Raw genomic sequence first — 24162 nt, 5'->3', positions numbered from 1 at the left:
TTTCGCGCGGAGCGGAGACCGGCTCGCGCGAAGAAATCGCGTAAGAACAAAGAGTTGGAGCCATTGAGCGATCCGACTGGATCGGACATTGCTCCAGATGCGCCGCAAGTCGGGCATGGCCTGATCTCCCGGCCTGATCTGCGGCGGCAGAGATTGCCCGCGCGCTGGTCGGTGCGATGCCGAGCTGATCCAACGGCCAGCGAAATTTTGCCCCGCCCCCTCACGCACGCCCCGCCCCCGGCACCGCCGTTAGCGGGTGGTCATGTCGCAGAAGTGGCGCACGAAGAGGGCCGCGAGCGGAGACAGCGTTCGGCCGCTCTTCTTCACGAGGCTGATCTGCCTGACGAAACCAACGGCCTCGATCGCGCGCGCCTGCAATGTCGGATCGGCACGGATCTCCTGTGCTGAAGACGGCAGGATCGTGATGCCGAGCCCCGCCTGCACCATTCCGACGGCCGTCATCATATAGGTCGCCTCCCCGGCCGGCCGCGGGATCAGGCCGGCGGCGTGAAAGCCCGCCTCCACCACGGCACGGACGCTGGTGTCGGGATCCATCATGATCAGCGGGTAGCGCATGAGCAGGTCCGGGGTGATCGTCTCCACCTCCGCCAGGGGGTGAGCCTGCGGAAAGACGACATGCATGCGGTCCTCGATGGCGAGCAGCACGTCGACGTCGGCGGCGTTCGTCGGGCCGCCGGTGATGCCTATATCGGCCTCCTCCGCTTCCACGAGCGCCAGAACGCGGCGGGCGATGACGTCACGAATGCGGAAATCGGCCCCGGCATGCACGGCACGGAATGACTTGATGGCCTTGGGCAGCAGGGCGGCGGCCGCCGTGGGCAGCGCGGCGATCCGCACCAGACCCTGATAACCGGTGCCCTGGTTGCGAACCTCACCGAGCAGGCCGTCCAGATCCTGGACCAGCCGCCCCAGCACCGGCAGCATGTCGCGCCCGCTCTGCGTCAGCGCGACCGAGCGCGAGGTCCGGTCGAACAGCCGGACAGCGAGAGCCTCCTCGAGTTTCCTGATCTGCACCGTCAGGGTCGGCTGGGCTACATGCAGCAACGCGGCGGCGCGGGTGAAGCTGCCCAGCCGCGCGACGGCGACAAAGGCCCTGATTTGCCGAATGCTGAAATCCATAGAGAAAAGCTATTGCAGAGATTGAATCATTTCAATTGTTAGATCGTTTCCGCCGGCCCAGTCTCGGCCGCATGCGAACCATCGGGATCGGTGCGGAGGCGGGTTACGCGGGGGATCGGATCGAGCCCGCCGTCGCGCTCGCGCGGCATGGGTGCCTCGATGATCTCCGCTTCGAATGCTTCGCCGAGCGGATGATCGCGCTGGCCCGGCAGGCTCGGCTCGCCGATCCGCACGAGGGCTATGACATCCTGCCGGAACAGCGCGTCCCGGCGGCCCTCCCGACCTGCCGTGCCGGCGGCGCGCGGATCGTCACCCATATGGGCGCCGCCAATCCGCTGGCGGCGGCGCAACGCGTTCGTGACATCGCCCGGTCGCTGGCGCGGGACGCGCACGGCAAGGCGCTGAGTTCCGCGCCGCTCGATCTCGACCTGCCCACTCCGCCACGCTGCGGGGACGGCACGGCCTGACCAGGCAATCGTCATCAAAAAAGGGGGGATCGACCATGACCACAAGACGCGGATTTCTCGCCGGCATGACATCGGCGCTGAGCCTGCCTTCCATCGTGCGGGCACAGGGCGCCTCGGTTCTCAAATTCGTGCCGCAATCGGACGTCGCGATCCTCGATCCGATCATGAGCGTGTCCTACGTCACGCGAAATCACGCCATGATGATCTTCGACACCCTCTACGGAGCCGACGAGCACAACCGCGTCCAGCCGCAGATGGTCGAGGGCCATCTCGTGGAGCAGAACGGCCTTCAGTGGACTCTCACCCTGCGGGAGGGCTTGCGTTTCCATGACGGGACACCGGTGCTCGCCCGTGACGTGGTCGCCAGCCTGAAGCGGTGGTGGGCGCGCGACAATGTCGGCCAGGTGCTGGCGGCGACCACGGACGAGCTTTCGGCCGTTTCGGATCGCGTCGTTCGGTTCCGGCTCAAGCTCCCCTTTCCGATGCTGCCCGACGCGCTCGGGAAATTCGGCACCAACAACGCCGTGATCATGCCCGAGCGGCTGGCGCTGACCGAGCCCACGGTTCAGGTCGCGGAGATGGTCGGCAGCGGTCCCTATCGCTTCCTGCCCAAAGAGCGGGTTCCCGGCAGCAGGCTCGTCTACGAGAAATTCGCCGATTACGTCCCCCGTCAAAGCGGGCGCACAAGCGCTCTGGCCGGTCCGAAGCTTGTCCATTTCGACAGGGTCGAGTGGCTGGTCATGCCCGATGTGGCGACTGCGGCATCGGCTCTCCAGACCGGCGAGATCGACTGGTGGGAACAGCCCGCGGCCGATTATTGGGAGCTCCTGGGAGAGAACAAGAACGTCAGGCTCGACCTCATCGACCCGTTCGGATCGGCCGGGGTCATCCGTTTCAACTTCCTGCAGGGGCCGACCAGCAATGCTCTCGTGCGGCAGGCCGCGCTGGCGGCGATCAGCCAGAAGGATGTGATGACCGCCGTCATCGGCGAGGATCGCCAGCGCTGGAAGGACAAGGTCGGCTTCTTCCTGCCCGGTACGCCGATGGCGAGCGAGACCGGCCTCGACGCCTTGAAGGAACCGCCCGACAGGGACGCGACGCGACGCCTGCTCAAGCAGGCGGGGTACAAGGGCGAGCCGCTCGTCTTCCTCGTGCCCGGCGACATCGCCTCCATCAAGGCGCAGGGCGAGGTGGTGACCGACGCGCTGACCCAGGCCGGCTTCACCGTGGACATGCAGATGATGGATTGGGGCACGGTCCTCGCCCGGCCCAATAACCGGCAGGCGCCCGACAAGGGGGGCTGGCATCTGGTTGGAACCTTCACCGCCGGCGTCGGCCTGCTCAATCCGTCGAGCAACAATTTCCTGCGCGGCAGCGGCACCTCCGCCATCTTCGGCTGGTCCGACATCCCGCGCCTGGAGGAGTTGCGGATGAACTGGTTCCGAGCGCCCGACGAACAGGCGCAAGCCGCGATCTGTGCGGAAATCCAGCGCGTCGCCTTTGAAACGATGCCCTACGCGCCGACCGGCCTGTATTTCCAGCAGACGGCCTATCGCAGCAACCTGACGGGCGTGCAGAAGGGCCTGCCGCTGTTTTATGGAGTCCGCCGGAGATGAGCACTGACCCCGCGCAACCGCGCCAGTATCTTCCCCGCGGCGAGGACTTCCTGCTGCTCTCGCCGAGCTGGCAGGCCTATGCCTACCGCAATGTCGACCGCATCTTCGCGACGCGGGCGATTGCGCGGGGCGAGGCCGCCTTTCCCCTCGCGCGCGGCCCGGAGATCGCGCCGGAATATGAGCTCGGCGGCGTACTTCACGGGGTCGAGGATTATATCCACCGCACCAATGTCGCCGGGCTTCTGGTGCTGCAGGGCGACACCATCCGGCTCGAGCGCTATGGGCTCGGGCTGGAGGAGCATCTGCGCTGGTCGTCGATGTCGATGATCAAGTCGCTGACCTCGACGCTGGTGGGCGCGGCCCTCAAGGACGGCGCGATCGCCAGCCTCGACGATCCGGTCTCGCGCTACCTGCCGGCGCTGGGCGGCAGCGCCTATGATGCGGTCAGCGTCCGCAGCCTCATCACCATGTCGTCGGGTGTCGACTGGAACGAGGACTACACCGACCGCAACTCGCATGTGAACCGCTACAGCAAATCGCTGGGCGACAAGGTGCCCGGCGGCGTGCTGGCCTTGATGGGCGGCGTGCAGGGCCTGCATCCGCCAGGCCACCGGTTCAACTACAACACCGGCGACACCTATGTGCTGGGCGCACTGCTTTCGGCGGCGACCGGGCAGACCCTGGCGGACTACATGTCGCGCAAGATCTGGTCGCGCTTCGGCATGGAGTTCGACGCCTTCTATACGCTGGAATCGGAAGGCGGGCAGGAGATCGGCGGCAGCCGCGCCGGCATGGCGCTCCGGGATTTCGGCCGCTTCGGCCGCTTCCTGCTTGGCGGCGGCGTCATCGCCGGCGAGCCCATCCTCCCCGACGGATGGCTCGATGCCGCGGGCTCGCGCATCTTCGCCCTGGATCCGGCGACCAACAGCTACGGGGCCGACGGCTATGGCTATAGCTGGTGGATCGATCCCGACGGCGCCATGGTCGCCTCCGGCTTCGCCGGCCAGACGCTCTACGTCAATCGCCGGGCGAACGTCGTCATCGTGACGCTGTCATGCCACCCGCAGCCGCCCTTCGCCGCGAGCTACGGCATCGATTTCAAGGCTGAACGCTTCGCCTTCAAGCGGGCCGTGCTCGGCCAGCTCTAGGATTGAGGGATGATGCCGGACTTGCGCCGGCGAGACCGGCCGGGCCGGGGCACGCCAACGCGGCGGCACATGTCGGCACTGCATGTGTCGGGGTTGAAACCAAGCCCCTCAGCGCCGCAATAAAGGCGCCAGTACACGATTAGGAAGGACATGCCCGTATGGCCAAGGAATTCACCGGCAAGCGCGTGATCGTGATGGGCGGCAGCCGTGGCATCGGACGCTCCATTGCGCTGGGCTTCGCGGCATCAGGCGCCTCCGTTTCGATCTGTGCGCGGGGCGCAGGCCCACTCGAAGCGACGCGCCGGGAGCTCGAGGCGCTCGGCGTCACCGCGCACGCGGCGAGCGTCGACCTCGCCGATGCGGCTGCGATCGAGGCCTATCTGCCCGAGGCGGTGAAGGCGCTGGGCGGGCTGGACGTCCTCGTCAACAACGCCTCGGGCTTCGGCCACTCGGATGACGAGGCGGGCTGGGCGGCCTCGCTCACTATCGACATGATGGCCGTTGTCCGCGGCAGCCATGCGGCGATCCCCCACATGAAACCGGGCTCGTCGATCGTGAACGTCTCGTCGATCTCGGCCCTGCGGGCCTCGTCGCGTTCGGCGCCTTACGGCGCCGTCAAGGCGGCCGTGATGCATTACACGGCGAGCCAGGCGAAGATGCTGTCGCGGCAGGGCATCCGGGTGAACGGCGTCGCGCCCGGTTCGATCGAGTTTCCGGGCGGCACCTGGGAAGACCGCAAGACCTCCAACCCCGACCTCTATCAGGCGACGCTGGCCAACATCCCGTTCGGCCGGATGGGCAAGCCCGAGGAGGTCGCCGAGGTCGTGCTCTTCCTCGCTTCCGCGAGAGCCAGCTGGGTCACCGCCCAGACCATCGTGGTCGATGGCGGGCAACTCGTCGGGCCCTGATCCCGGCTCATCCACCAGGAACCGCTGAGCGTTTCACCGGGCTTGCCAGCCGCGCGCTGTGACGGCAATCTCCGCCCGGCAAGACAATCTCCGCTCCGCGCAAGACGCTTGACGGGTCCAAGACGCTTGACGGATCTATGCCGGATGATGCTCTCGTCCGGCGAGGATATGGGAAACACCAAAATCATGATCATGGACGGTGGCAATTCGTTTCTGGCCGGTTCGACCGATGCCGGCGAGATGGACGCGAGCGCTCGGCTTAGGCCTCAGGCGGGGCTTCTCAACCGCCGCGCGTTTCTGGCGGGCTCCGCCGCCGGTCTCAGCGCGCTCGGCCTCGCCGGTTGCGCCACGACCGACGGCATGAGCCTCGCCGAGGCGCAGAAGGTCTACGGGCCGGTGCCGGAGGAGAAATTCCCGATTCCTGCGGTCGATGTCAGCAAGGTCGATCCGCAATATTTCCGCCGCACCGTGCGCTACGAGACCAAGGAAGCGCCCGGCACGATCATCGTCGATCCCGGCAATTACTATGTCTACCGCATCGAGGATGACGGCTCCGCCACCCGCTACGGCGCCAATGTCGGCCGCGACGGCTTCCGCTGGAGCGGTGCCGCCTATGTCGGGCGCAAATCGGAATGGGCGACCTGGACCCCGCCCAAGGAGATGATCAAGCGCCAGCCCGAGGCCGCCCAATACGCCCGTGGCATGCCCGGTGGCCTCGACAACCCGCTCGGCGCCCGCACGCTCCATCTCTACCAGAACGGCGTCTACACGCTCTACACGATCTATGCCTCAAGCGACCCGGAAACGATCGGCTCAGGCATCACCAGCGGCTGTGTCGGCCTGCTCAGCCAGGACATGATCCACCTCTATAACCGCACGCCGGTCAAGACGAAGGTGGTCGTCCTGGCGGCGTAAGGCGACGTGCCGGCGTAAAGCGACTTGCCGGCATGGCAACGCTCAGTCTCCGGTCCAGGCGCTCGCCCCTGCGGGCGGCGCAAGGACCGGGGTCGTTCCCGCAGCCATGGCGTTCATGAGAGCCATGGTGATGGAATCCTGGCGTTGGAATCCTGGCGATAGAGCGGATCACGGTGTCCGCGAACAGGCTGCAGGCCGAGCCTGCTGCCACGACATGCGATGGCGCGAACCAGCTTCTTCACGCCGCGCGATACCTGCGACCCAGCGCCGCGCTGCCGATGGCGGTCATGAACAGCGTGACAATGAGCAGGATGAAGGCCAGTGCCGCGCCGAAGGGCCAGTTGCTGACGCGGCTGAACTGGTCGTAGACGGCAGGCGCCATCATCTGGAATTGCGGGCCGCCGAGCAGCACCGGCGTCGCATAGGCGTTCATGCACAAGATGAAGACAAGCACGCTCCCGGCGGCGACACCGGGCGTCGCGAGCGGAAGAACGATACGCGCGAACACGGTGAGCGGCCTCGCACCGAGATTGGCCGCCGCCTCCTCGGTCTGACGCGGAATGCCCTCGATCACGGCTGAGAGCGTCAGGACCATATAGGGCAGGACCACGCCGACGATGCCGATGATCACGGCGCCTGGCGTGTAGAGCAGCTTGAGCGGTGCCGATGTGACGCCGATCCCCTGGAGCGTCGCATTGATCAGCCCATCATTGCCGAGAAGCGCGATCCAGCCCGCAGAGCGCACGACATTGCCGACGAGCAGCGGAAACAGCGTCAGAATGGTGACGATGCTCTTCCATTTGCTTTCCATGCGCGACAGCCAGTAGGCGGCTGGAAATGCGAGCAGGACGGTCAAGACAGTGCAGGACAGCGCCACCCCGAGCGTCGTCGCCAGCACGCGCTGATAATAGGGGTCCGCGACGGCGCGCAGATAGTTCTGCGCCGTCAGGGCCTCGATCATGAGGGACGTGGCGTCGTACTGGTTCAGCGAGATGCGGGCCATCATCAGCATCGGCACGACGAGCAGCGCGCAGACGAGCAGTCCAGCCGGCAGGATGAAGATGGCCATGTCACCTCACCCTTTGAAATCTTTGTTCCAGAAGTCGAGCATTGCCGCCTGCTGGGCTGCGAGATAGGCGAAATCCGGCTTCCAGAACCGCTCACGTTCGGCTTCCGAGAAGTTGATCTGCTTGTCGAGATCGGGCTCGAGCGGCGCGTCGGAGACGGTTGGGACATAGCCCATCTTCGTCGCAAACACCTTCTGCGCGGCGGGCTGCAGCATCGCGTCGAGATATTTCAGGCCATTTTCCTTGTTGCGGGCATTCCTGGGAACCGCCGCTTCGTACAGTGTCGGAAACGCGCCCTCTTCCGCGATGACATGGCCAAGCGGGATGCCGGCCTGCTTCCACATGAAACCACGCGCCGCGGCGATGATCGTGAACCAGATCTCCTCGGACTTAAGCGCCGCCGCGACCGCCTCGGTCGAGGAGAGCACCTTCACGTCGAGCGAGCGCCATTCCATGAGCTTCTTCTTGGCCGGCTCGAAATTCGTCATCGAGCCGCCGCCGGCGATCGCGGCGAAAGCGGTGTTCGTGGTGAACAGGAAGTCGGAAAGCCCGAGCTTGCCGCGATATTTCGGATCCCAGAGATCGTTGAGGGATTTCGGCGGCGTCGGCACGCGGTTGGTATTGTAGACGATCGTGTGAGCGGAATAGATCTGCGGGATCGAGCTTCCCTTCCTCAGGAAGGGAAGCACCTTCGCCAGGCGCGGCACGTTCGTCTCGTTGACCGCCTCCAATGCGTTCTGCTGGGTGGCGGCGAACATGTCGAAATCCGCCAGGCAGGCGACATCCATGCTGCCGCGGCGGTTCTGACGCTCGGCCAGGAGCTTGGTCCGGCGCGGGACCGGCCCCGAAATATCCTGCAGCACGTCAATGCCCGCAAGCTTCATGATGGCGTGGTCGACGCCGTCGCGAAGCAGATCACCATAGTCGCCACCCCAGGTCCCGACGACGACCTGCGAGCTCTGCGCCCGCACGACATTCGGAAGCAATGTGGTTGCCGCCGCCCCAGCTATCAGTCCGCGACGCGTGAGTTCGATCATGGTCTTGTCCCCTGTGGCTTGTTTGATGTTCAGGCCGGAAGCAGCCGCGCCGCGGCGGCATCCCAGCTCACCTTGACCGTGTCCCCGGTCTTGATGCGACGCATGGCGTCGTTTTCCGTCGGCGTCGCGCGGATCGCCGTCAGAGTGGTGCCGTCGAGGTCCAGCCGGTACTCGGTCTGGGCCCCGAGATAGAGGATTGCGGCCAGCCGCGCGGGTATGCCCGCGCCGTCAGTGCCGGGCTGCAGCGTGATCCGTTCGGGGCGCAAGGCCAGCACGCTTGCGTTTTTCCGCGCGCCCTCGACCTGGCATGGCAGCAGGCTGCCGCCCTCGCTGCGCAGCGCGGCGCCCTCGACCGTTCCGCGAATGATGTTGCAGCGCCCGACAAAGTCGGCAACGAAGGCGTCGGCGGGGTTCTCATAGAGATCTTCAGCCGTGCCGACCTGGCGGACGCGGCCGCCTTCCATCACGACCAGACGATCCGACATGGTCAGGGCCTCCTCCTGGTCATGGGTCACCATGAGCGTCGTGAGGCCCAGCCGCTGCTGCAAGGCGCGGATCTCGCCACGGACATCCGCGCGCAGCTTGGCGTCGAGATTGGACAGCGGCTCGTCGAGCAGGAAGACCGCAGGATTGATCACCAAAGCGCGGGCGAGCGCCACACGCTGTTGCTGCCCCCCCGAAAGCTGGCGCGGCAATCGATCGGCGAGTTGATCGAGCCTGACGAGTTTCAATGCGTCCGCGACGCGCCTGTCACGCTCAGCGCGGCCGACTTTGCGCATCTCCAGCCCGAAGCCGACATTGTCCGCGACGCTCATATGCGGGAAGAGCGCATAGGACTGGAAGACCATGCCGGTCTGGCGCGCATAGGGCGGTGTCGCGGTGACATCCTTCCCCGCGATCACGACGCGCCCCGCGGTCGGCTCGATGAAGCCCGCGACCATGCGCAGCGTCGTCGTCTTGCCGCAGCCGGAGGGTCCGAGCAGCGAGACAAGCTCACCCTCCCCGACGTCGATGTCGACACGCTCCACGGCGACAGCCCGGCCGTATTCCTTGCGCAGCCCTTCGAGCAGAAGCGTGCCCATGACGTATCCTCCTTTCGAGGGTGATCAGACGACGCGCGAGAGCTTCACGAAGCGGTCGGTGATCAGCATCAGCGCCGCCACGATCATGATCTGGACCGTCGCAACGGCGGCCAGCGTCGGGTCCATGCGGAATTCGAGGTAGTTCAGCATCGCAACCGGCAGCGTCGTCTTGCCCGGTCCGACCAGCAGCAATGTGAGTTCGAGGTTCTCGAAGCTCTGGATGAAGGAGAACATGCAGGCCGCCACCACGCCCGGCCTGAGCATCGGCAAGGTAATCCGCCAGAACACGGTCCAGGGTCTGGCGCCGAGATTGGATGCGGCCTCCTCGGCAGCGCGGTCGAGGCCCTGGAGGCTGGCTGTGACGACCCGCACCGTCCAGGGAATCGTCAGCAGGACATGGGCGCCGATGAGGCCGGGCAAGGTGCCGACGATGTCATGGTCGAGCCCGTTCTCGACCTTCAGATAGAAGAGATAGAGCGCCGTTCCGGCGACAACGCCCGGCACGGCGAGAGGGCCGAGCAGAAGCGTGCTGATTGCACCCTTGGCCGAGATCGTGCTGCGCGACAGCGCAAGCGCAGCCGCCGTGCCCAGCGGCACGCCGACCATCGTCGCAATCAGCGCGAGTTGGGCGCTGACCAGAAATCCGTTGGCGAATTCGCGGCGCTGCCAGGCATTGACGTACCACCGGAAGGTCAGTCCGCTCGGCGGAAACGAAACGATCTCGTCCCGGAACACGCTGATCAGGAGCACCATCGCGACGGGCAGGAGCATCAGCCCATAGCCGAGTGCGACCGAGCTGCGATAGGCTAGGCGCGGCGCGCTCATCGCAAGCCTCCGGGCTCTTGCGCCGCAGCCGCGAGGAAGGCTGGCACCACGATCTGTGCCATCGCCTCGACAGTCGGCAGATGCGCGTCGCGGAAATGCCCGGATTCATTCAGGAGGTTGATCTGGCCGAGCACCCCGCCCCGCCACCGCACCGGCATGTTCAGGATGCTGCCGCAGCCGAGTGCGAAGATCTTCGCGTGGTCGGGGAAGTCGCGCTCGATGTCGCCAGCGTTCCGGCCGATATAGGGCTTGCCGGAGGTCAGCACCCGTTTCATCGCCGGGGCATCGTCGAGCGCTTTCGCACCTTTCGCGGGATAGATCTCGGGCCGGCTGCTGTAGAGCCGCGCCGCCATGCCGAGCGCCGGGCGATAGAGCAATGCCGTGAACAGCTTGTGGCCGATAAGCTCGTCGAGCGCGCGATCGAGCACGCGAAGCGTGGCCTCGGGCTGGTCGGGCTCGGCGAGAACGCGTGTCAAGGCCGCAAGCACCGGCCCCGGTATAGTGGCGGGAGGCTCGACGGCTGCAAGCGTCATCGCGCCCTCTCCTCGGCGCCGACAAGCGGGAGTATGAGCGCCGACGCCTGTTGCCCGCCGAAGGCGAGCTTGAGCAGCGGCGGCCGGCCGTGGGGAACCTGGCCGCAGTGATCGGCATCGGCTCCCGCCAGCGACAGGCGGATGCGGCTGCCGGCAGAGAAACGCCAGGCGACCGGCAGCATCGGAATACGGATGCGTTCGATGCGGCCGGGGCTCAGCGGCTCGGCATCAGCGCGCGAGAAGCTGCGGAACGGCCATGTCGTGACATAGGTTTCGGGCGCCGGAGCTTCCTTGCGGTGCAGCGCGCGCAGCAGACCCTCGGTGACATAGCGTTCGGTGCCGTCCGCCTCGACTTCCGTGAGATAGACAAACAGGGCCGCATCAGGCTCGCTCGACTGCAGCCACAGATCTGCAAGACCGTGGCCTGCAAGTTCGGCCGCGCTGGCCAGGGGCGCCGAGGTGTAGCTCAGCATCTTGTCGCTGCGGCCCTGCCAGTCCGCGTAATAGGTTCTGCTGTCGATGCCCGCGATGCGTTCATAACGCGTGCCATCGCCGGTCCCGAGCGTGAAGTCGACCTTGTAGCTGTCGCTCCCGCCCGCCGGAGCGGTGGTGCTGAGGGCCCCCTCGGGGGCGAGGAAGAAGCTCTGCTCGGCCGCAACGGGGGGCCACGCCCGAGCCGCACGCCATTCCTGCGCATGCAGCGCGAAATAATGGATCGGCGCTTCCTCACGCAGGCCCGTATCGAGCCCCAGCAGATAGGTATCGAAAAAGCGCAGCACTTCCCCCAGCAGAGGGAAATCCGCCTCGACGCCCTTGCGCCAGGGCGAAATGTCGATGCGCGCGCCATGGTCCCAGGGACCGAGGAGAAGATGGCGCGGATTGTCCTTCAGCGTCAGATGGCGCGACACCGCCCCGTTCATGTAACCGGCTCCGTCCAGCCAGCCGGAGACCGACAGGACGGCGACGTCGGGCCTGATACCTTGCGACATCGAGTAGGGGCTGAACGAGGCGGAGCTGAAGCCCGGATCATAGGGCAGGCCCTCCTCGCGGAACCGGAACTCCGGCATGAATTCCGTCTGCCGGAAGTTGCCGAGATGCTGCTTGACGGCGTCCTGGACCAGGACGCCCTCCGGGTCGTCGTCAACGGGCTGCGGCCCCTCGAAATCCGGGTTGCTGAAATAAGAGAACTGCTTGAGGACCTCGCGCTCGTCATGATCGAGCCCGACCATGAGATCGTCATAGGTCTTGGTCAGCGACTTGAGCTGGATGCCGCCGGGGAAGTAATTATCGGCATAGGTATCCCAGACCGAAAACAACGGCGCGATCGCCTTGACCGCCGGGTGGCCGGTGCTTGCGAGAAAATCCGCCGCGGCGCCAAGATAGGAGATGCCGGTCGAGCCGATGATCTCGTTGGACCAGGGTTGGGCCACGATCCAATCCGCGATCTCGCGGCTGTCCTGACGCTCCTTGGGCGAGCGGAAACTGTCGCGCGTCCCGAAGCTCGCCCCGGTGCCGCGCACATCCACGACCACGACGGCATAGCCTCGCGGCACGAAGAAATCGCGAAACTTGCCCGTATTGGGATTGACCTCGCCGGTGCCGCCCGGCCGCAGCTTGAAGCGGCGGTAATAGGGGGTGAACAACGCGATCACCGGGAAAGGACCTGGCTTTGCCGCATCGGTGGCGGGTTGAGGCAGGTAGACATCGACCGCGATCCGGCATCCGTCAGCCATCGTCACATAGTGCGATGCCGGCTCTCCCAGCCGGAAATCGACAGGTCGCATCGCCACATAGTCCGCCGGCGACACGAGCCAGGCCTGTTGGGTGTCTGGATGTGCGTTCATCTGCTGCCCTGGCGAGGCCGCCTAAAAATCCGGCGTCGGCCCTTGATGGCTAAAAAGATGACAGCGGCGATATTGTGCGTCAAATGCGTAATACGTAAGATTATATGCGTAAATCGCACTTAAATGAGGAGCAACGATGCCGAGCCAACGCGGTCTTGAAGCGTTTCGCGCCTTTGTCGAAACCGGCTCCGTATCCCAGGCTGCGGAACGCTTGGGCCGGACTCAGCCGCAGGTGGGCCGCCTCCTCACCAGCCTCGAGGAAGAGGTCGGGTTCTCCCTATTTGGAAGAAACAGCCGGCCACTGACGCTGACGCGCGAGGGACGGGAATTCTACACACAGGTGGAGCGCGTTCTCCTCGGCCATGATGGCCTGCAACGCTTTGCCGCCCAGATGCGGCGGGGTGGCGGCCGTGACCATGTTCGCGTGCTGACGGCACCTTTCATCGCGCATGCGATCGTAGCGGATGCGATCGCCGTCCTCGCCGAGCGGTCGCGGACATTCACGGCTTCGATTGAATCCCGCGTCCGTCTCGATATCGAGGCATGGGTCGGTCAGGAGACCTTCGATCTCGGTGTCACGATCCTGCCGGTGGTGCATCCGGCCTTCGAAGTGGAAGAGTTCCTGCGTGTCGAGGCAATGGTCGCGATGCTTCCCGATCACCCGCTCGCGGCCAAGGAGGAGATCGCGTTCGAGGAATTCGTGGAGGCCGAGATCATCGTCACTCACCCGCGTTCGATCCTTCGCCAGCATCTTGAACGGCTCTGCCGCGAAACCGGGAAGTCCCTGAAAATCCGTTTCGAGGCGACGAACGGCATGATCGCGTGTCAACTCGCTGGGCGGGGCCTGGGATGCTGCCTGTCGGACCCGTTCGTCGCGAGATCGAGCGGCGTCGCCAACCTGGTCTTGCGTCCGTTTCGGCCCGCCTTTCCCTTGCAGTACGGCTTCCTCTACCCAGCCTGGCAGTCACGTTCGCCGGTGGTCACGGAACTTGCCGACCAGATCGCCAGGATCGCCGGAATGCAATCGAAGGACTTCGCCGGGTTTTCGAGCAATGGGCCTTGAATCGGCGGCAGCGACGCCAGACACGCGAGGCTGCGCGCTGCGGCATCGGAGACGCAATGGGACCGGGTAGGCCCGCACCGTGATTTCAACGCGAGGAGCGCGCTGAGCGTCGCGCGGCCTCAGCTGGCGTCTCGCCGAAACGGCGGCGAAAGGCGGTGGCGAAGCGGGACGAATTGGTGAAACCGTAGCGGCGCGCGACCGTGGTCACCGAAGCGCCGGACGCACCAAGACCGGATGCACCAAGAACCAGATCGTCACGCGCCAACTCAAGCCGGATGGCGTGCAGCACGCCAAGGGGCGTGCTGCCGCGGAAATGCTTGAAGACATGGCCCAGGGTCCGCACGCTGCATCCGGCAGCGGCGGCGACGTGGGGCATGCGGATCGGCTCAGCGCCATGTGCGCGCATGAAGTCCTCCGCCCGCCGAATATAGGCCGGGACCACGGCGGAAGCGCCCCTGTCCAACTGATCGAGATAGTTGTGTGGCGCGCCGCAGAGCACCAGCGCGATCAGCAGATCGGTCAAAGATGCCAATGCGACGGGGTTGCTGGCCACGCCGTCCGGTCGCTGAAACTCATCCATGACAAAATCGAGCTGGCGCTTCAGGCTGACTGCCAGCCCGCGGCCCCAATCGAGGTCGGGCCCGAATTCGAGCGGCTGCCGGAGGCGCTGATCGAGCATCTGCTCCAGCGCATCCTCGACATCGGCGACCTTGAAGAAGACATTCGTGCGCGCGTTGTCATCGCTGATCAGGAGCCGGCCGCCGGGGCCGGGCCTCCAGACGAGGCCGCGACCGGCCATGGCCGTCGCGGAACTCCCGTTTTTGAGCAATGTGATGTGGCCGCTGAGCATCGTCGTGAAGCAAAACAGGTCGCCTTCATCGCCATCGACCGAGACATCCGTTGCGAAGCTGCTATCGGCGTAGCTTGCCAGGATCGAGCCGGCGGCACGGGTCGCGAGCGTAAAAATCGGCTTGTCGAACTTCGCGCTCCACAGCGCGCGGTTCTGGAGCTGGTAGGTGTAGATGCGGTCCGATTTGGCGACGCGTTCGGTGACGCGCAACCGGCCGTCCAAATCTCCCGGATGCCTTGCCCGGACGACATCGAACAGCGCCAGCTGCGCTGGATCGATCACGGGCACGGCCATCGATTATGTCCCCATCCCGGCCGCGGCAGCCGCGCGCACCCGCAGCATAGACAGATTTGGCGGTGCATGGACAGATTTGGCGACCAAGACGCAAGAGCCTTCAGAATTGGCATCCGGCACAGGTCCATGAGGCGTTGTCAGATCGACGCAGAAAATGACCGCAAGATCCCCTGCCCGGCCGCCTTGGGCTGCGGGGAGCTTGTTCTGGTCTGTATTCCGATCTCGTCCGTGCCAGCCGGAACGGGCAGGACGGAAGTAGACAAGCCAACGATATAATAGGCTTACTCCGGACCTGCCAATTGGGGCGGGCCTGGATTGCTTTGGCGGGGACTGACCAACTGGAAGCGCCGCGCACCCTCCTCGCCTTCGATGGCTTCGTCCTCGACCTCACGCGCGGGGTTTTGACTGCCGAGGCGCGGGAGGTGGTGCTGCGCCCCAAGACCACGGCGGTGCTCGCCCATCTGCTCGCCCATGCCGGCCAGATCGTGTCGCGTGACGCCTTGCTCAGCGTCGTCTGGGGCGATGTTGCCGTCTCGGATGACAGCCTGACGCAATGTGTTTCGGAAATCCGGCGCGCGCTGGGAACCGTCCAGGCGGACATGCTGCAGACCCATGCAAGGCGGGGCTATGTGATGGCGACGCGGCTGCGCCCGGTTGCGCCAGCCGCCGATCCGTCAGGGCTGCTCACCCCGGGTGCCGGCCCCGATGCCGCAACGCCGCCCGGCTCGGAAGCAGCGATGCAGGCTGGCAGTCGGCCGCGCAGCCGCCTGGCCTGGGCCGCCCTTGTCGTGGCTGGCTTCGCCCTTGTCGTGGGTGGCTTGGGTCTCGTGTTTTCGGCCGGCAGCTGGATCGGCGCAAGCCGCCTGCCTGCTCCGGCAGCGCCGTCCGTCGTGGCATCTGCGCAGCCCTCCTCCTGGGACGAGGCGCGGCAGCTGCTGGCGGAAGGGCGCATCGCCCAGCAGGGCGACGGGACCTATGAGGAACGCCTGCGTGCGAGCCTGCCGCTGTTCCTGCGCGCGCTCGCGCTCGAACCGCGCCTGGCCGACGCGGCCGCCGAGGCGGTTTTCGTCCATACCAATCTGCGCACCACCGGTGTCAGCCGGGACCCGGAGCTGGACTTGCGCGAGGCGGAGCGCCTGGCTGCCGTGGCGATGGCGGCAAGTCCTGAGGCGTCCCTTTCGCTAGCGGCCCAGGCGGCCGTCCTGCGGCAGCAGCGCCGCTTCGCCGAGGCAATCGTTTTCTACGAGCGCGCCGGCCGGGTCATAGACCGTGCCAATGCCGGTATCATGCATCTGATGCTGGGCGACGCCGAATCCGCCCAGCCGCCGCTGCGGGCCGCATTGCAGGAAAGCCCTCTTCACCAGTTTTCGGCAGGCTGGCGGGTCTATCTCGGCTTGGCGAAGCTGATGACGGGGCAGCCGGACCAGGCAGCCGATGATTTTCTGACGTCGACCGCGCTCAGTTTCCCAACTGAGGAACGGCTTTTCTATCGCCTGGTTGCGCTGCAAGGCGCCGGTCGCCTGGCCGAGGCGCAGGCGCTCGATGCCAATCTGCGGCAGCGGGATCTGGCGCTGCTGGCGCGTCCGCTGCGGGCGCTTGGCGTGTCGGACGAGGCCGCCTATCGCGCCCGTTTCGAGACGGCGGTGCTGGCCCCGCTGCACCGGATGGGCTGGGTCCAAGTCGGCCGTTAGAGCCCGTTTGGAAACTCCAGACCTCATCCTGAGGAGCGGGCGTAAGCCCGCGTCTCGAAGGATGCTCCAGATGGTCCCAAAGCCTCCTGGAGCACCCTTCGAGACGCCATTCCCAGAGCATCGGCCCGAAAAGTGGGAACCGGTTTTCGGGACAAGCCGATGCAGGATCAAAGCCCTACAGCATCAGGCCGAATACGATATTCGGCCTGATGCTGTAGGCGGAATGGCTCCTCAGGATGAGGGCTCGCGGGGTTTCCAAACGGGTTCTTAGAGCGTTTTCGAAAGCGCTGCGCAGCGAAGCGTTGCGCCAGTCACTCGGTGGCTCCGTTTGCGGATGAACTGTCCCTGATCAGCCGAAACATGGTTGCCGAACGGCAAAAAGGCGTCTTCGGGGAAATATCGAGAACAAGCCTATCCCGTTAGGTTTCGGGTAAATTTCGGATGTTTTTCGTTCGGGTTTCAGGACGGGCGCCGCCGCCTCTGCCTAGCTGCGCGCAGGGATCATGTCGCGCTGCCCGCCTCGCCATGAAGCGCATCGCGGCCCTCCTGAAACCGTAGCCCCGCTCAACGGGTCCACGCACGACCGGCACTGCAAAGGCCGGGAACGTCAAACGCGATATCTGGGCTGCGGGGAATTTGTCTTGGTTTGTATTCTGGTCTCATCTCACCGCACTCTTTCGCGCAGCGATCGTCGCTCCCTGAATGTCTCGGAACGCCGCCGCGGCCTGCTCGCCGCCACCGCGCTCGTCGCTGTCATGTCACTCGTCCAGATCGCCGGACTGACGGTTTACCCCGCTCCGGCCGCCGCCGAAGGTGGCGACGGTGGCCGGAGCGACGTCAATGGTGGCAACGGTGGGGCGGACGGCCTAGCGGGGGCGGACGGGACCTGCGGCGCTTGCCAAGCAACGTCTTTCATATCGGGCGGTGGCGGCGGCGGAGGCGGCGGTTCCGGAAGTACTGTCGGCGGCGCCGGCGGATCTGGCGCTGTTAGCTCAGTTCCCGGTGACACAGGTGGCGCCGGTGGCACGGCCGGCACGGCTGGCGGGGGGGCTGGCGGAGCGGGAGGGAACGGCACGCAATTCGGGGAAGGCGGCGGTGGCGGTGGCGGCGGTGGCGGCGTCAACGGTTCGACGACGGTGGGACCGGCCACGATTTTCGCTCCACTGTCCGCCGGATCTGGCGGAGCGGGCGGCGTCGGCGGCGTAAGCGTGATGCCTGGCTCAGCTGACATCAGTGGCGGCGGCGGCGGCGGCGGCGCCGGCGGTATCGGCCTTCTCGTGACCGGGGCGACATCCGTCAGCAACCTCTCCACGATCACCGGCGGCACTGGTGGGGCAGGCGGCGCTGCTGGAGCGGCGAGCGGCGGGGAGTATGCCGGCACTGGCGGCCAAGGTGGCGATGGCGGAGCCGGCGTCAAATTCACGACTTCGGGTTCGACACTGACGAATAGCGGAACCATCACGGGCGGCACCGGGGGCGCCAACGCCGCGCTCAGCGGCATCCCCTTCGGCGGCGCCGGCGTCAGCGGTTTCAACCTGACCATCGTCAATAGCGGAACGATCGCGGGTGGCGTGAATCAAGAGGGCAATGTCAACTCTGCGATTGAATTCACAGGCGGCGCCAACACGCTGACTCTCCAGCCGGGTTGGGTTCTGACCGGTGGTATCTACCTCTCCGGCAGCGTGACGTTCAATCAGTCCGTCGACGTCATTCTGGGCTCGATGATCCAGGGTGATGGGGCGGTCATTCAGAATGGGACCGGAACCCTGACACTGGCTACGGCCAATCTCTACGCCGGCGGCACGACGATTTCGGCCGGTGCACTGGCCGTGATGCACATCATGTCACTCAGCGACGGGCTCGTCACGCTCGATGGCGGGACACTGCAGGCTGCCAGTGCTCTTCTCACCATCGACAATGAATTCGCGATCAACACGACCAACGGCAGGGTCGACACGCAGGCACACGCCCTGACTCTTCGGGGAGTTATTGCTGATGGCAACGGTCCCGGCGCGCTCACCAAGATCGGGTCCGGGCAGTTGGTGCTGGGCGGTGTGAATACCTATAGCGGCCTCACCTCGATCAACGAAGGCACTCTGGCGCTTGGCGTGGCGGGCGCCTGCATCAACCCCAATGTCTGCTTTTCCGCCGCATTCGGCAGCATCGCGGCCTCAAGTGGCGTCGTCGTAGCAGCGGGCGCGGTGTTCGACCTTTCCAATGCCCACGAACTTTCGAAGGCCCCCGGCACGACCATCAAGACCCTGGCTGGCACGGGGGCCGTGGTGCTCGGCTCCGGCACGCTCAACCTGTCGAACGCGTCAGGCACGTTCGGCGGCGCGATCAACGGAAGCGGCGGGCTGACCCTGACGGCCGGCACCCAAACCCTGACCGGGAGCAATGGCTATACCGGCGTGACCACCATCAACGGTGGCACGCTGGCGCTGAGCGGCGCCGGCAGCATAGCGGGCTCGAGCGGCGTGAGCACTGCAGCAGGCGCGGTCCTCGACATCTCCGCTTCGGCGGGCAGCGGCGCGACCATCCGGTCGCTGGGTGGCCTTGGCGGAAGCGTGACGCTCGGAACCAAGACGCTGACGCTGTCGAACGCCACGGCCGGCTTCTTTGACCCCTCCGGCTCATTCGCCGGCGCCATCAACGGAACCGGCGGGCTGACGCTGACGGCCGGCAGCGAAGCTCTGTTCGGGAACAATGGCTATACCGGCGCGACGACCATCAATGGCGGCGTTCTGGCTATCGCCGGCAATGGCAGCATCGCCGCGTCCAGCGGCGTGAACCTTGCGGCCAATGCGGGTCTCGACCTCACTTGGACGAACTCCTCCGATGTGACCCTCCAGGCGCTGGCCGGGGCTGGGGGCATCGTGACGCTCGGTTCGCGCACGCTGACCCTTTCAAACGCCTCGGGAACGTTCGGCGGCGCGATTATGGATGGGGGCGGGGTGACGCTTGCGGCCGGCACGCAGATTCTCTCCGGCACGAACACCTATGTCGGTGCGACCACCATCAATGGCGGCACCCTGGCGCTGAGCGGCGCCGGCAGCATCGCGGCCTCGAGCGGCGTGAGCACGGCCGCAGGCACATTCTTCGATATTTCCGCTGCGACGGGCGGTGGCGCGACGATCCAGTCGCTGGACGGCACCGACGGCACCGTGACGCTCGGCACCAAGACGCTGACGCTGTCGAACGCCTCAGGCACATTTGGCGGCGCCATCGATGGAAGCGGCGGGCTGGCCCTGACGGGCGGGACCGAGACGCTGACCGCGAGCCTGGGCTATTCGGGCGCGACCACGATCAATGGCGGCACGCTGGCGCTGAGCGGCGCCGGCAGCATCGCGGCATCGAGCGGCGTGAGCACGGCAGCGGGCGCGGTGCTTGATCTGTCCGCGTCGACAGGCGGTGGCGCGACGATCAAGTCGCTGGCCGGCAGCGGCGGCACCGTGGCGCTCGGCACCAGGACGCTGACGCTGTCGAACGCCTCAGGCACATTTGGCGGCGCCATCAATGGCAGCGGCGGGTTGGCGCTGACGGCTGGCGCCGAGACCCTGACCGGGAGCAATGGCTATTCGGGCGCAACCACGATCAATGGCGGCACCCTGGCGCTGAGCGGCGCCGGCAGCATCGCAGCATCGAGCGGCGTGAGCACGGCAGCGGGCGCAGTGCTTGATCTGTCCGCGTCGACAGGCGGTGGCGCAACGATCAAGTCGCTGGCCGGTACCAGCGGCACCGTCGCGCTCGGCACCAAGACGCTGACGCTGTCGAGCGCGTCAGGCACATTTGGCGGCGCCATCAATGGCAGCGGCGGGTTGGCGCTGACGGCCGGGACCGAGACCCTGAGCGGGACCAATGGCTATTCGGGCGCGACCACCGTCAATGGCGGCACGCTGGCGCTGAGCGGCGTCGGCAGCATCGTGGCCTCGAGCGGCGTGAGCACGGCAGCGGGCGCGTCCTTTGATATTTCCGCTTCGACAGGTGGTGGCGCGACGATCAAGTCGCTGGCCGGCAGCGGCGGCACTGTGGCGCTCGGCACCAGGACGCTGACGCTGTCGAACGCGTCAGGCACGTTTGGCGGTGCCATCAATGGCAGCGGCGGGTTGGCGCTGACGGCAGGCACCGAGACGCTGACGGGGAACAGCTCCGGGTTCAGCGGCACGGTCAATATCAATTCCGGCAGGCTGCTGCTGGGCGCAAGCGGAACGCTCGGCAATGGTGCGGCCGCCGTCAACGTCAACACTGGCGGCACGCTGGGCGGAAGCGGCACGGTCGGCGGCAATGTCGCGGTCAATGCAGGCGGCACCCTGTCCGCGGGCTTCAGCCCGGGGACACTGACCATCACCGGCAACCTGGTTCAGGATAGTGGCGCGATCAGCACGTTCGAGCTTGGTCAGTCCGGTGTCGTTGGCGGCGCGAGCAATGATTTCGTGAAAGTCGGCGGCAATCTGTCGATGGGCGGCACGCTCAACCTCAATGCTGCGACGGCAGGCTGGTACCGCCTTTACGACGTGGCGGGAACGATTGCCGGATCCTACGGCACCGTCAATTCCGGCGCGTTGAACCATACGATCTATACGACGATTCCAAACCAGCTGAACGTGCTGCTGGCCGGGGCCGGCCAGATCGTTCAATTCTGGGACGGCACCGACGCGACCGGCAACGGGGCCGTCGATGGCGGCACCGGCTCCTGGAGCGCCGTCAACACCAACTGGACCTCGCAGCCCGGCGCTGGGATCAACGACCAGCAGCGTGGCGGCGTCGGCGTTTTCGCAGGCGTGGCGGGCACGGTCACCCTCGCCGGCGCGCAGAACATCCAGGGCCTGCAATTCACGGTCGACGGCTATTCGATGATCGGCGGAACCCTGACCATGACCGGCGATCCCTTCAGCGATCCGACCAGGAGCTTCATCACGACCGATGCAGGCGTCACGGCGACAATCGGCTCGACCATCGCCGGCACCGGCATCGGCCTGACCAAGCAGGGCGCCGGCACGCTCATCCTGACCGGCGCCAACAGCTATGATGGCGGCACCACGATCAATGCCGGCATCTTGCAGCTCGGTGATGGCGGCACCACCGGCTCGATCATCGGCGATGTCACCGACAACGCGGTCCTTGCGATCAACCGCTCGGACACGCTGACCCTTGCCGGTGTCGTGTCCGGCAGCGGCGTGCTGCAGCAGAACGGCGGCGGCACGCTCATCCTCACCGGCACCAACCTCTATACCGGCGGCACCACCATCAATGCCGGCATCCTGCAGATCGGCGATGGCGGCAGCACCGGCTCGATTGTCGGCGATGTCACCAATAACGCGATCCTTGCCGTCAACCGCTCGGACGCGCTGACGTTGCCCGGCGATATCTCAGGCACCGGCGTGCTGCAGCAGAACGGCACCGGCACGCTCATCCTGACCGGCACCAACATCTATACCGGCGGCACCACCATCAATGCCGGCACCTTGCAGATCGGCAATGGCGGCACCACCGGCTCGATTGTCGGCGATATCACCAACAACGCTGCCCTTGCGGTCAACCGCACGGATGCGCTGACGCTGCCCGGCGACATTTCGGGCACCGGCGCGCTGCAGCAGAACGGCAGCGGCGTCACCACGCTGGCGGGCGCGGCAAGCTATCTCGGCGCGACAGCGGTCAATGCCGGCACGCTGCGGGCGAATGCGGCCAACCGGTTCAGCGCCGCGAGCGCAGTCACGATCGCGGCGGGAGCCGCCCTCGACGCCAACGGCTTCGATCAGGCCATCGCCTCGCTCGCCGGGGCGGGCAATGTGGCGCTCGGTGCCGGGCGATTGACGCTCGCCAACGCCGCATCCACCCTATTTTCCGGTACGATCGCCGGCAGTGGCGGGCTGACGCTCGCCGCCGGCACGCAGACCCTGTCGGGCGTCAGCAGCTATACCGGCGCGACCGCGGTCACTGGCGGCACGCTCATCGTCAACGGCTCCATCCTCGCCTCGTCCGGCGTCACCGTGGCAGCCGGCGCCTCGATCGGCGGTTCGGGCCAGTTGCCCTCGCTGACCGTGAACGGCACGGTCTCGCCCGGGAACTCGCCGGGTACGCTGACGGCGAACGGCAATCTCGTGCTGGGGGCGGGCTCGACTTATCTCGCCGAGATCCAGGGCGCGGTGTCTGACCGGATCAATGTCACCGGCACGGCTTCGCTCGCCGGCACGCTGCGGCTGGTGCCGCTGGGCGGCGCGTTTGTGTTCTCCGCGCCCTACACGCTGCTTTCGGCGGCAGGCGGTCGAACCGGCAGCTTCAGCCCGGTCGATACGACAGGCACCTTCGGCGACGGCGTCACCACCAGCGTCGCCTATACCGCAACCGAGGTGCAGCTGACCCTGACGTCAAAGCCGCTGGCGCCAATCGTTGTTGACCCCACCCCAACGCCAGCCCCGGGTCCTGGCTCGGGCCAACCAGGCTCAGGTCAACCAGGCTTGGGCCGCTCGACCAATGCCTATGCGGTGGCACGGGGCATCGACGCGGCAGTGGCAAACGGCGCCGATCCGTCTGTGCTCTTTGCGATCTACAACCTGCCGGCCGCCGCCATTCCCGGCGCCGTGAACCAGCTCTCCGGCGAGGCCCACACCGCCGCGCCCGCGATGGCCAACAGTGCGGCGGGGCAGTTCCTGCGCACCATGCTCGATGGGTCGGGCGCTGGGCGGCTCTCGAACGGCCCCGGAGGCGCGGCCGGCTTCACAGCCGACTTGCCATCGCGGCAAGACGGGCCGGTACGGGCGAGCCTCGACCCGGCGCGCTTCTCGCTCTGGGGCGCGAGCTTCGGCTCGACCGGGCGCATCGACGGCGACAGGGCCGTGGGCTCGGCGAACCGCACCCTCTCCGACGGCCATCTCGCTGTCGGCGCCGATATCCGGCTGGGCAGCAACACGGTGGTGGGCGCCGCGGTCTCGGGCGGCCAGTCGCGCGCCTCGCTTGCGGGCGGGCTCGGCAAGGCGCAGGCCGATGTCTTCCAGGCCGGCCTCTATGGCCGGACTGTGCTTGGCCCGGTCCATCTCGGCGCGGCGCTCGGCTATGCAAGGCTCGACACCGATACCAACCGCGCCATTCCCGCCCTCGCCCGCAGCGGCGTCGCCGCCTCCTATGTCACGCAGGCGTGGAGCGGGCGGATCGAGGCGACTGTCCCGATGGCGACGATCCCGATGGCTGGTTGGGGCGGGTTCACTGTCGCGCCCTTCGCCGCCTTCCAAGCGGTGCAGGCCAAGAGCCCCGCCGCGGTCGAGCGCGACAGGGCCGGCGCGACAGCGGGCATGCTGACACTGGCCCGGCGTTCCGACATGACCAGCCGCAGCGAGCTCGGCCTGCAGCTCGACGCCACGCTGATGCTCGGCGCAACCCCGGTCACCGGCTTCGTCCGCGCCGCCTGGGCGCGCTATTACCAGCGCGACGCAGAGCTCACCGCCTCGATCAACGGGCTTGCCGGCGCGAGCTTCAGCATCACGGGGGCGAGGCCAGACCGCAACGCCGCCCTGCTCTCGGCCGGGGCCGACATCAAGCTCAGCCCCAGCGTCAGCCTCGGCATGCGCCTCGACTCCGAACTCGCGGCAAAGACCCGCCGCATCGGCGGTACAGCCCAGTTGAGGGTCAGCTTTTGAGCTGAGACACCGTTTGAGAATTCCCTCAGCCCTCATCCTGAGGAGCCA

16 protein-coding genes are annotated in these 24162 nt (G+C 66.4%); 8 read left to right on the top strand and 8 right to left on the bottom strand.

The window, feature by feature from the left end:
• Positions 1-249: 249 nt before the first annotated feature.
• Complete coding sequence (locus ACSQ3P_RS22655) at positions 250-1140, bottom strand: LysR family transcriptional regulator (protein WP_436167739.1); 891 nt, start codon at positions 1138-1140, stop codon at positions 250-252.
• A 71-nt stretch (positions 1141-1211) separates the two neighbouring features.
• Here ACSQ3P_RS22655 and ACSQ3P_RS22650 point away from each other — a divergent pair, with 71 nt between their 5' ends.
• The 5 genes from ACSQ3P_RS22650 to ACSQ3P_RS22630 all read left to right on the top strand — a co-directional run bounded on the left by ACSQ3P_RS22650 (position 1212) and on the right by ACSQ3P_RS22630 (position 6194).
• Positions 1212-1607 (top strand): acyclic terpene utilization AtuA family protein, encoded by a 396-nt coding sequence (locus ACSQ3P_RS22650; protein ID WP_436167738.1) that lies wholly within the window; start codon positions 1212-1214, stop codon positions 1605-1607.
• A 35-nt stretch (positions 1608-1642) separates the two neighbouring features.
• A complete protein-coding gene (locus ACSQ3P_RS22645; RefSeq protein WP_436167737.1) occupies positions 1643-3223 on the top strand; it encodes an ABC transporter substrate-binding protein in 1581 nt (526 codons plus the stop codon).
• Positions 3220-4371 (top strand): serine hydrolase domain-containing protein, encoded by a 1152-nt coding sequence (locus ACSQ3P_RS22640; RefSeq protein ID WP_436167736.1) that lies wholly within the window; start codon positions 3220-3222, stop codon positions 4369-4371. The genes ACSQ3P_RS22645 and ACSQ3P_RS22640 overlap by 4 nt, the downstream gene beginning before the upstream one ends.
• Before the next feature lie 158 nt (positions 4372-4529).
• Positions 4530-5279, top strand: a complete 750-nt coding sequence (locus ACSQ3P_RS22635) for an SDR family NAD(P)-dependent oxidoreductase (protein WP_436167735.1) — start codon at positions 4530-4532, stop codon at positions 5277-5279.
• A 186-nt stretch (positions 5280-5465) separates the two neighbouring features.
• Positions 5466-6194, top strand: a complete 729-nt coding sequence (locus ACSQ3P_RS22630) for a L,D-transpeptidase (protein WP_436167791.1) — start codon at positions 5466-5468, stop codon at positions 6192-6194.
• Between the two features lie 238 nt (positions 6195-6432).
• On the opposite strand, the gene ACSQ3P_RS22625 is transcribed toward ACSQ3P_RS22630, so the two are convergent.
• From ACSQ3P_RS22625 to ACSQ3P_RS22600, 6 genes are read right to left on the bottom strand one after another with little or no spacing between them, the layout of a single operon-like run.
• A complete protein-coding gene (locus ACSQ3P_RS22625) occupies positions 6433-7263 on the bottom strand; it encodes an ABC transporter permease (protein ID WP_436167734.1) in 831 nt (276 codons plus the stop codon).
• Positions 7264-7269: 6 nt separating this feature from the next.
• Complete coding sequence (locus ACSQ3P_RS22620) at positions 7270-8298, bottom strand: extracellular solute-binding protein (protein ID WP_436167733.1); 1029 nt, start codon at positions 8296-8298, stop codon at positions 7270-7272.
• A 29-nt stretch (positions 8299-8327) separates the two neighbouring features.
• Complete coding sequence (locus ACSQ3P_RS22615) at positions 8328-9380, bottom strand: ABC transporter ATP-binding protein (RefSeq protein ID WP_436167732.1); 1053 nt, start codon at positions 9378-9380, stop codon at positions 8328-8330.
• A gap of 24 nt (positions 9381-9404) precedes the next feature.
• Entirely contained in the window at positions 9405-10205 is an 801-nt protein-coding gene (locus ACSQ3P_RS22610) for an ABC transporter permease (protein WP_436167731.1), read from the bottom strand.
• Entirely contained in the window at positions 10202-10738 is a 537-nt protein-coding gene (locus tag ACSQ3P_RS22605) for a GAF domain-containing protein (protein ID WP_436167730.1), read from the bottom strand. The genes ACSQ3P_RS22610 and ACSQ3P_RS22605 overlap by 4 nt, the downstream gene beginning before the upstream one ends.
• The gene (locus ACSQ3P_RS22600; protein ID WP_436167729.1) at positions 10735-12582 is read right to left on the bottom strand and encodes a CocE/NonD family hydrolase; all 1848 of its coding nucleotides are present in this window, start codon (positions 12580-12582) and stop codon (positions 10735-10737) included. Before ACSQ3P_RS22600 ends, ACSQ3P_RS22605 begins: the two co-directional genes overlap by 4 nt.
• Positions 12583-12718: 136 nt before the next feature.
• On the opposite strand from ACSQ3P_RS22600, the gene ACSQ3P_RS22595 reads away from it, so the two are divergent.
• On the top strand, positions 12719-13645 hold the full coding sequence (locus tag ACSQ3P_RS22595) for a LysR family transcriptional regulator (protein WP_436167728.1): 927 nt from the start codon (positions 12719-12721) through the stop codon (positions 13643-13645).
• 85 nt (positions 13646-13730) lie between these two features.
• Here the strand turns inward: ACSQ3P_RS22595 and ACSQ3P_RS22590 are convergent, their stop codons facing one another.
• Complete coding sequence (locus ACSQ3P_RS22590) at positions 13731-14789, bottom strand: AraC family transcriptional regulator (protein WP_436167727.1); 1059 nt, start codon at positions 14787-14789, stop codon at positions 13731-13733.
• A gap of 320 nt (positions 14790-15109) precedes the next feature.
• On the opposite strand from ACSQ3P_RS22590, the gene ACSQ3P_RS22585 reads away from it, so the two are divergent.
• Entirely contained in the window at positions 15110-16480 is a 1371-nt protein-coding gene (locus ACSQ3P_RS22585; RefSeq protein ID WP_436167726.1) for a winged helix-turn-helix domain-containing protein, read from the top strand.
• Between the two features lie 1211 nt (positions 16481-17691).
• Positions 17692-24114: an autotransporter-associated beta strand repeat-containing protein gene (locus tag ACSQ3P_RS22580; protein WP_436167725.1), complete on the top strand. Its 6423-nt coding sequence runs from the start codon at positions 17692-17694 to the stop codon at positions 24112-24114.
• Positions 24115-24162: the final 48 nt, after the last annotated feature.

This window comes from Allobosea sp. LjRoot9 (genome assembly GCF_964252745.1).
Lineage (GTDB): Bacteria > Pseudomonadota > Alphaproteobacteria > Rhizobiales > Beijerinckiaceae > Allobosea.
The sequence above is the reverse complement of the archived record's forward strand: the minus strand, read 5'-3'. Positions and strand labels throughout refer to the sequence as shown.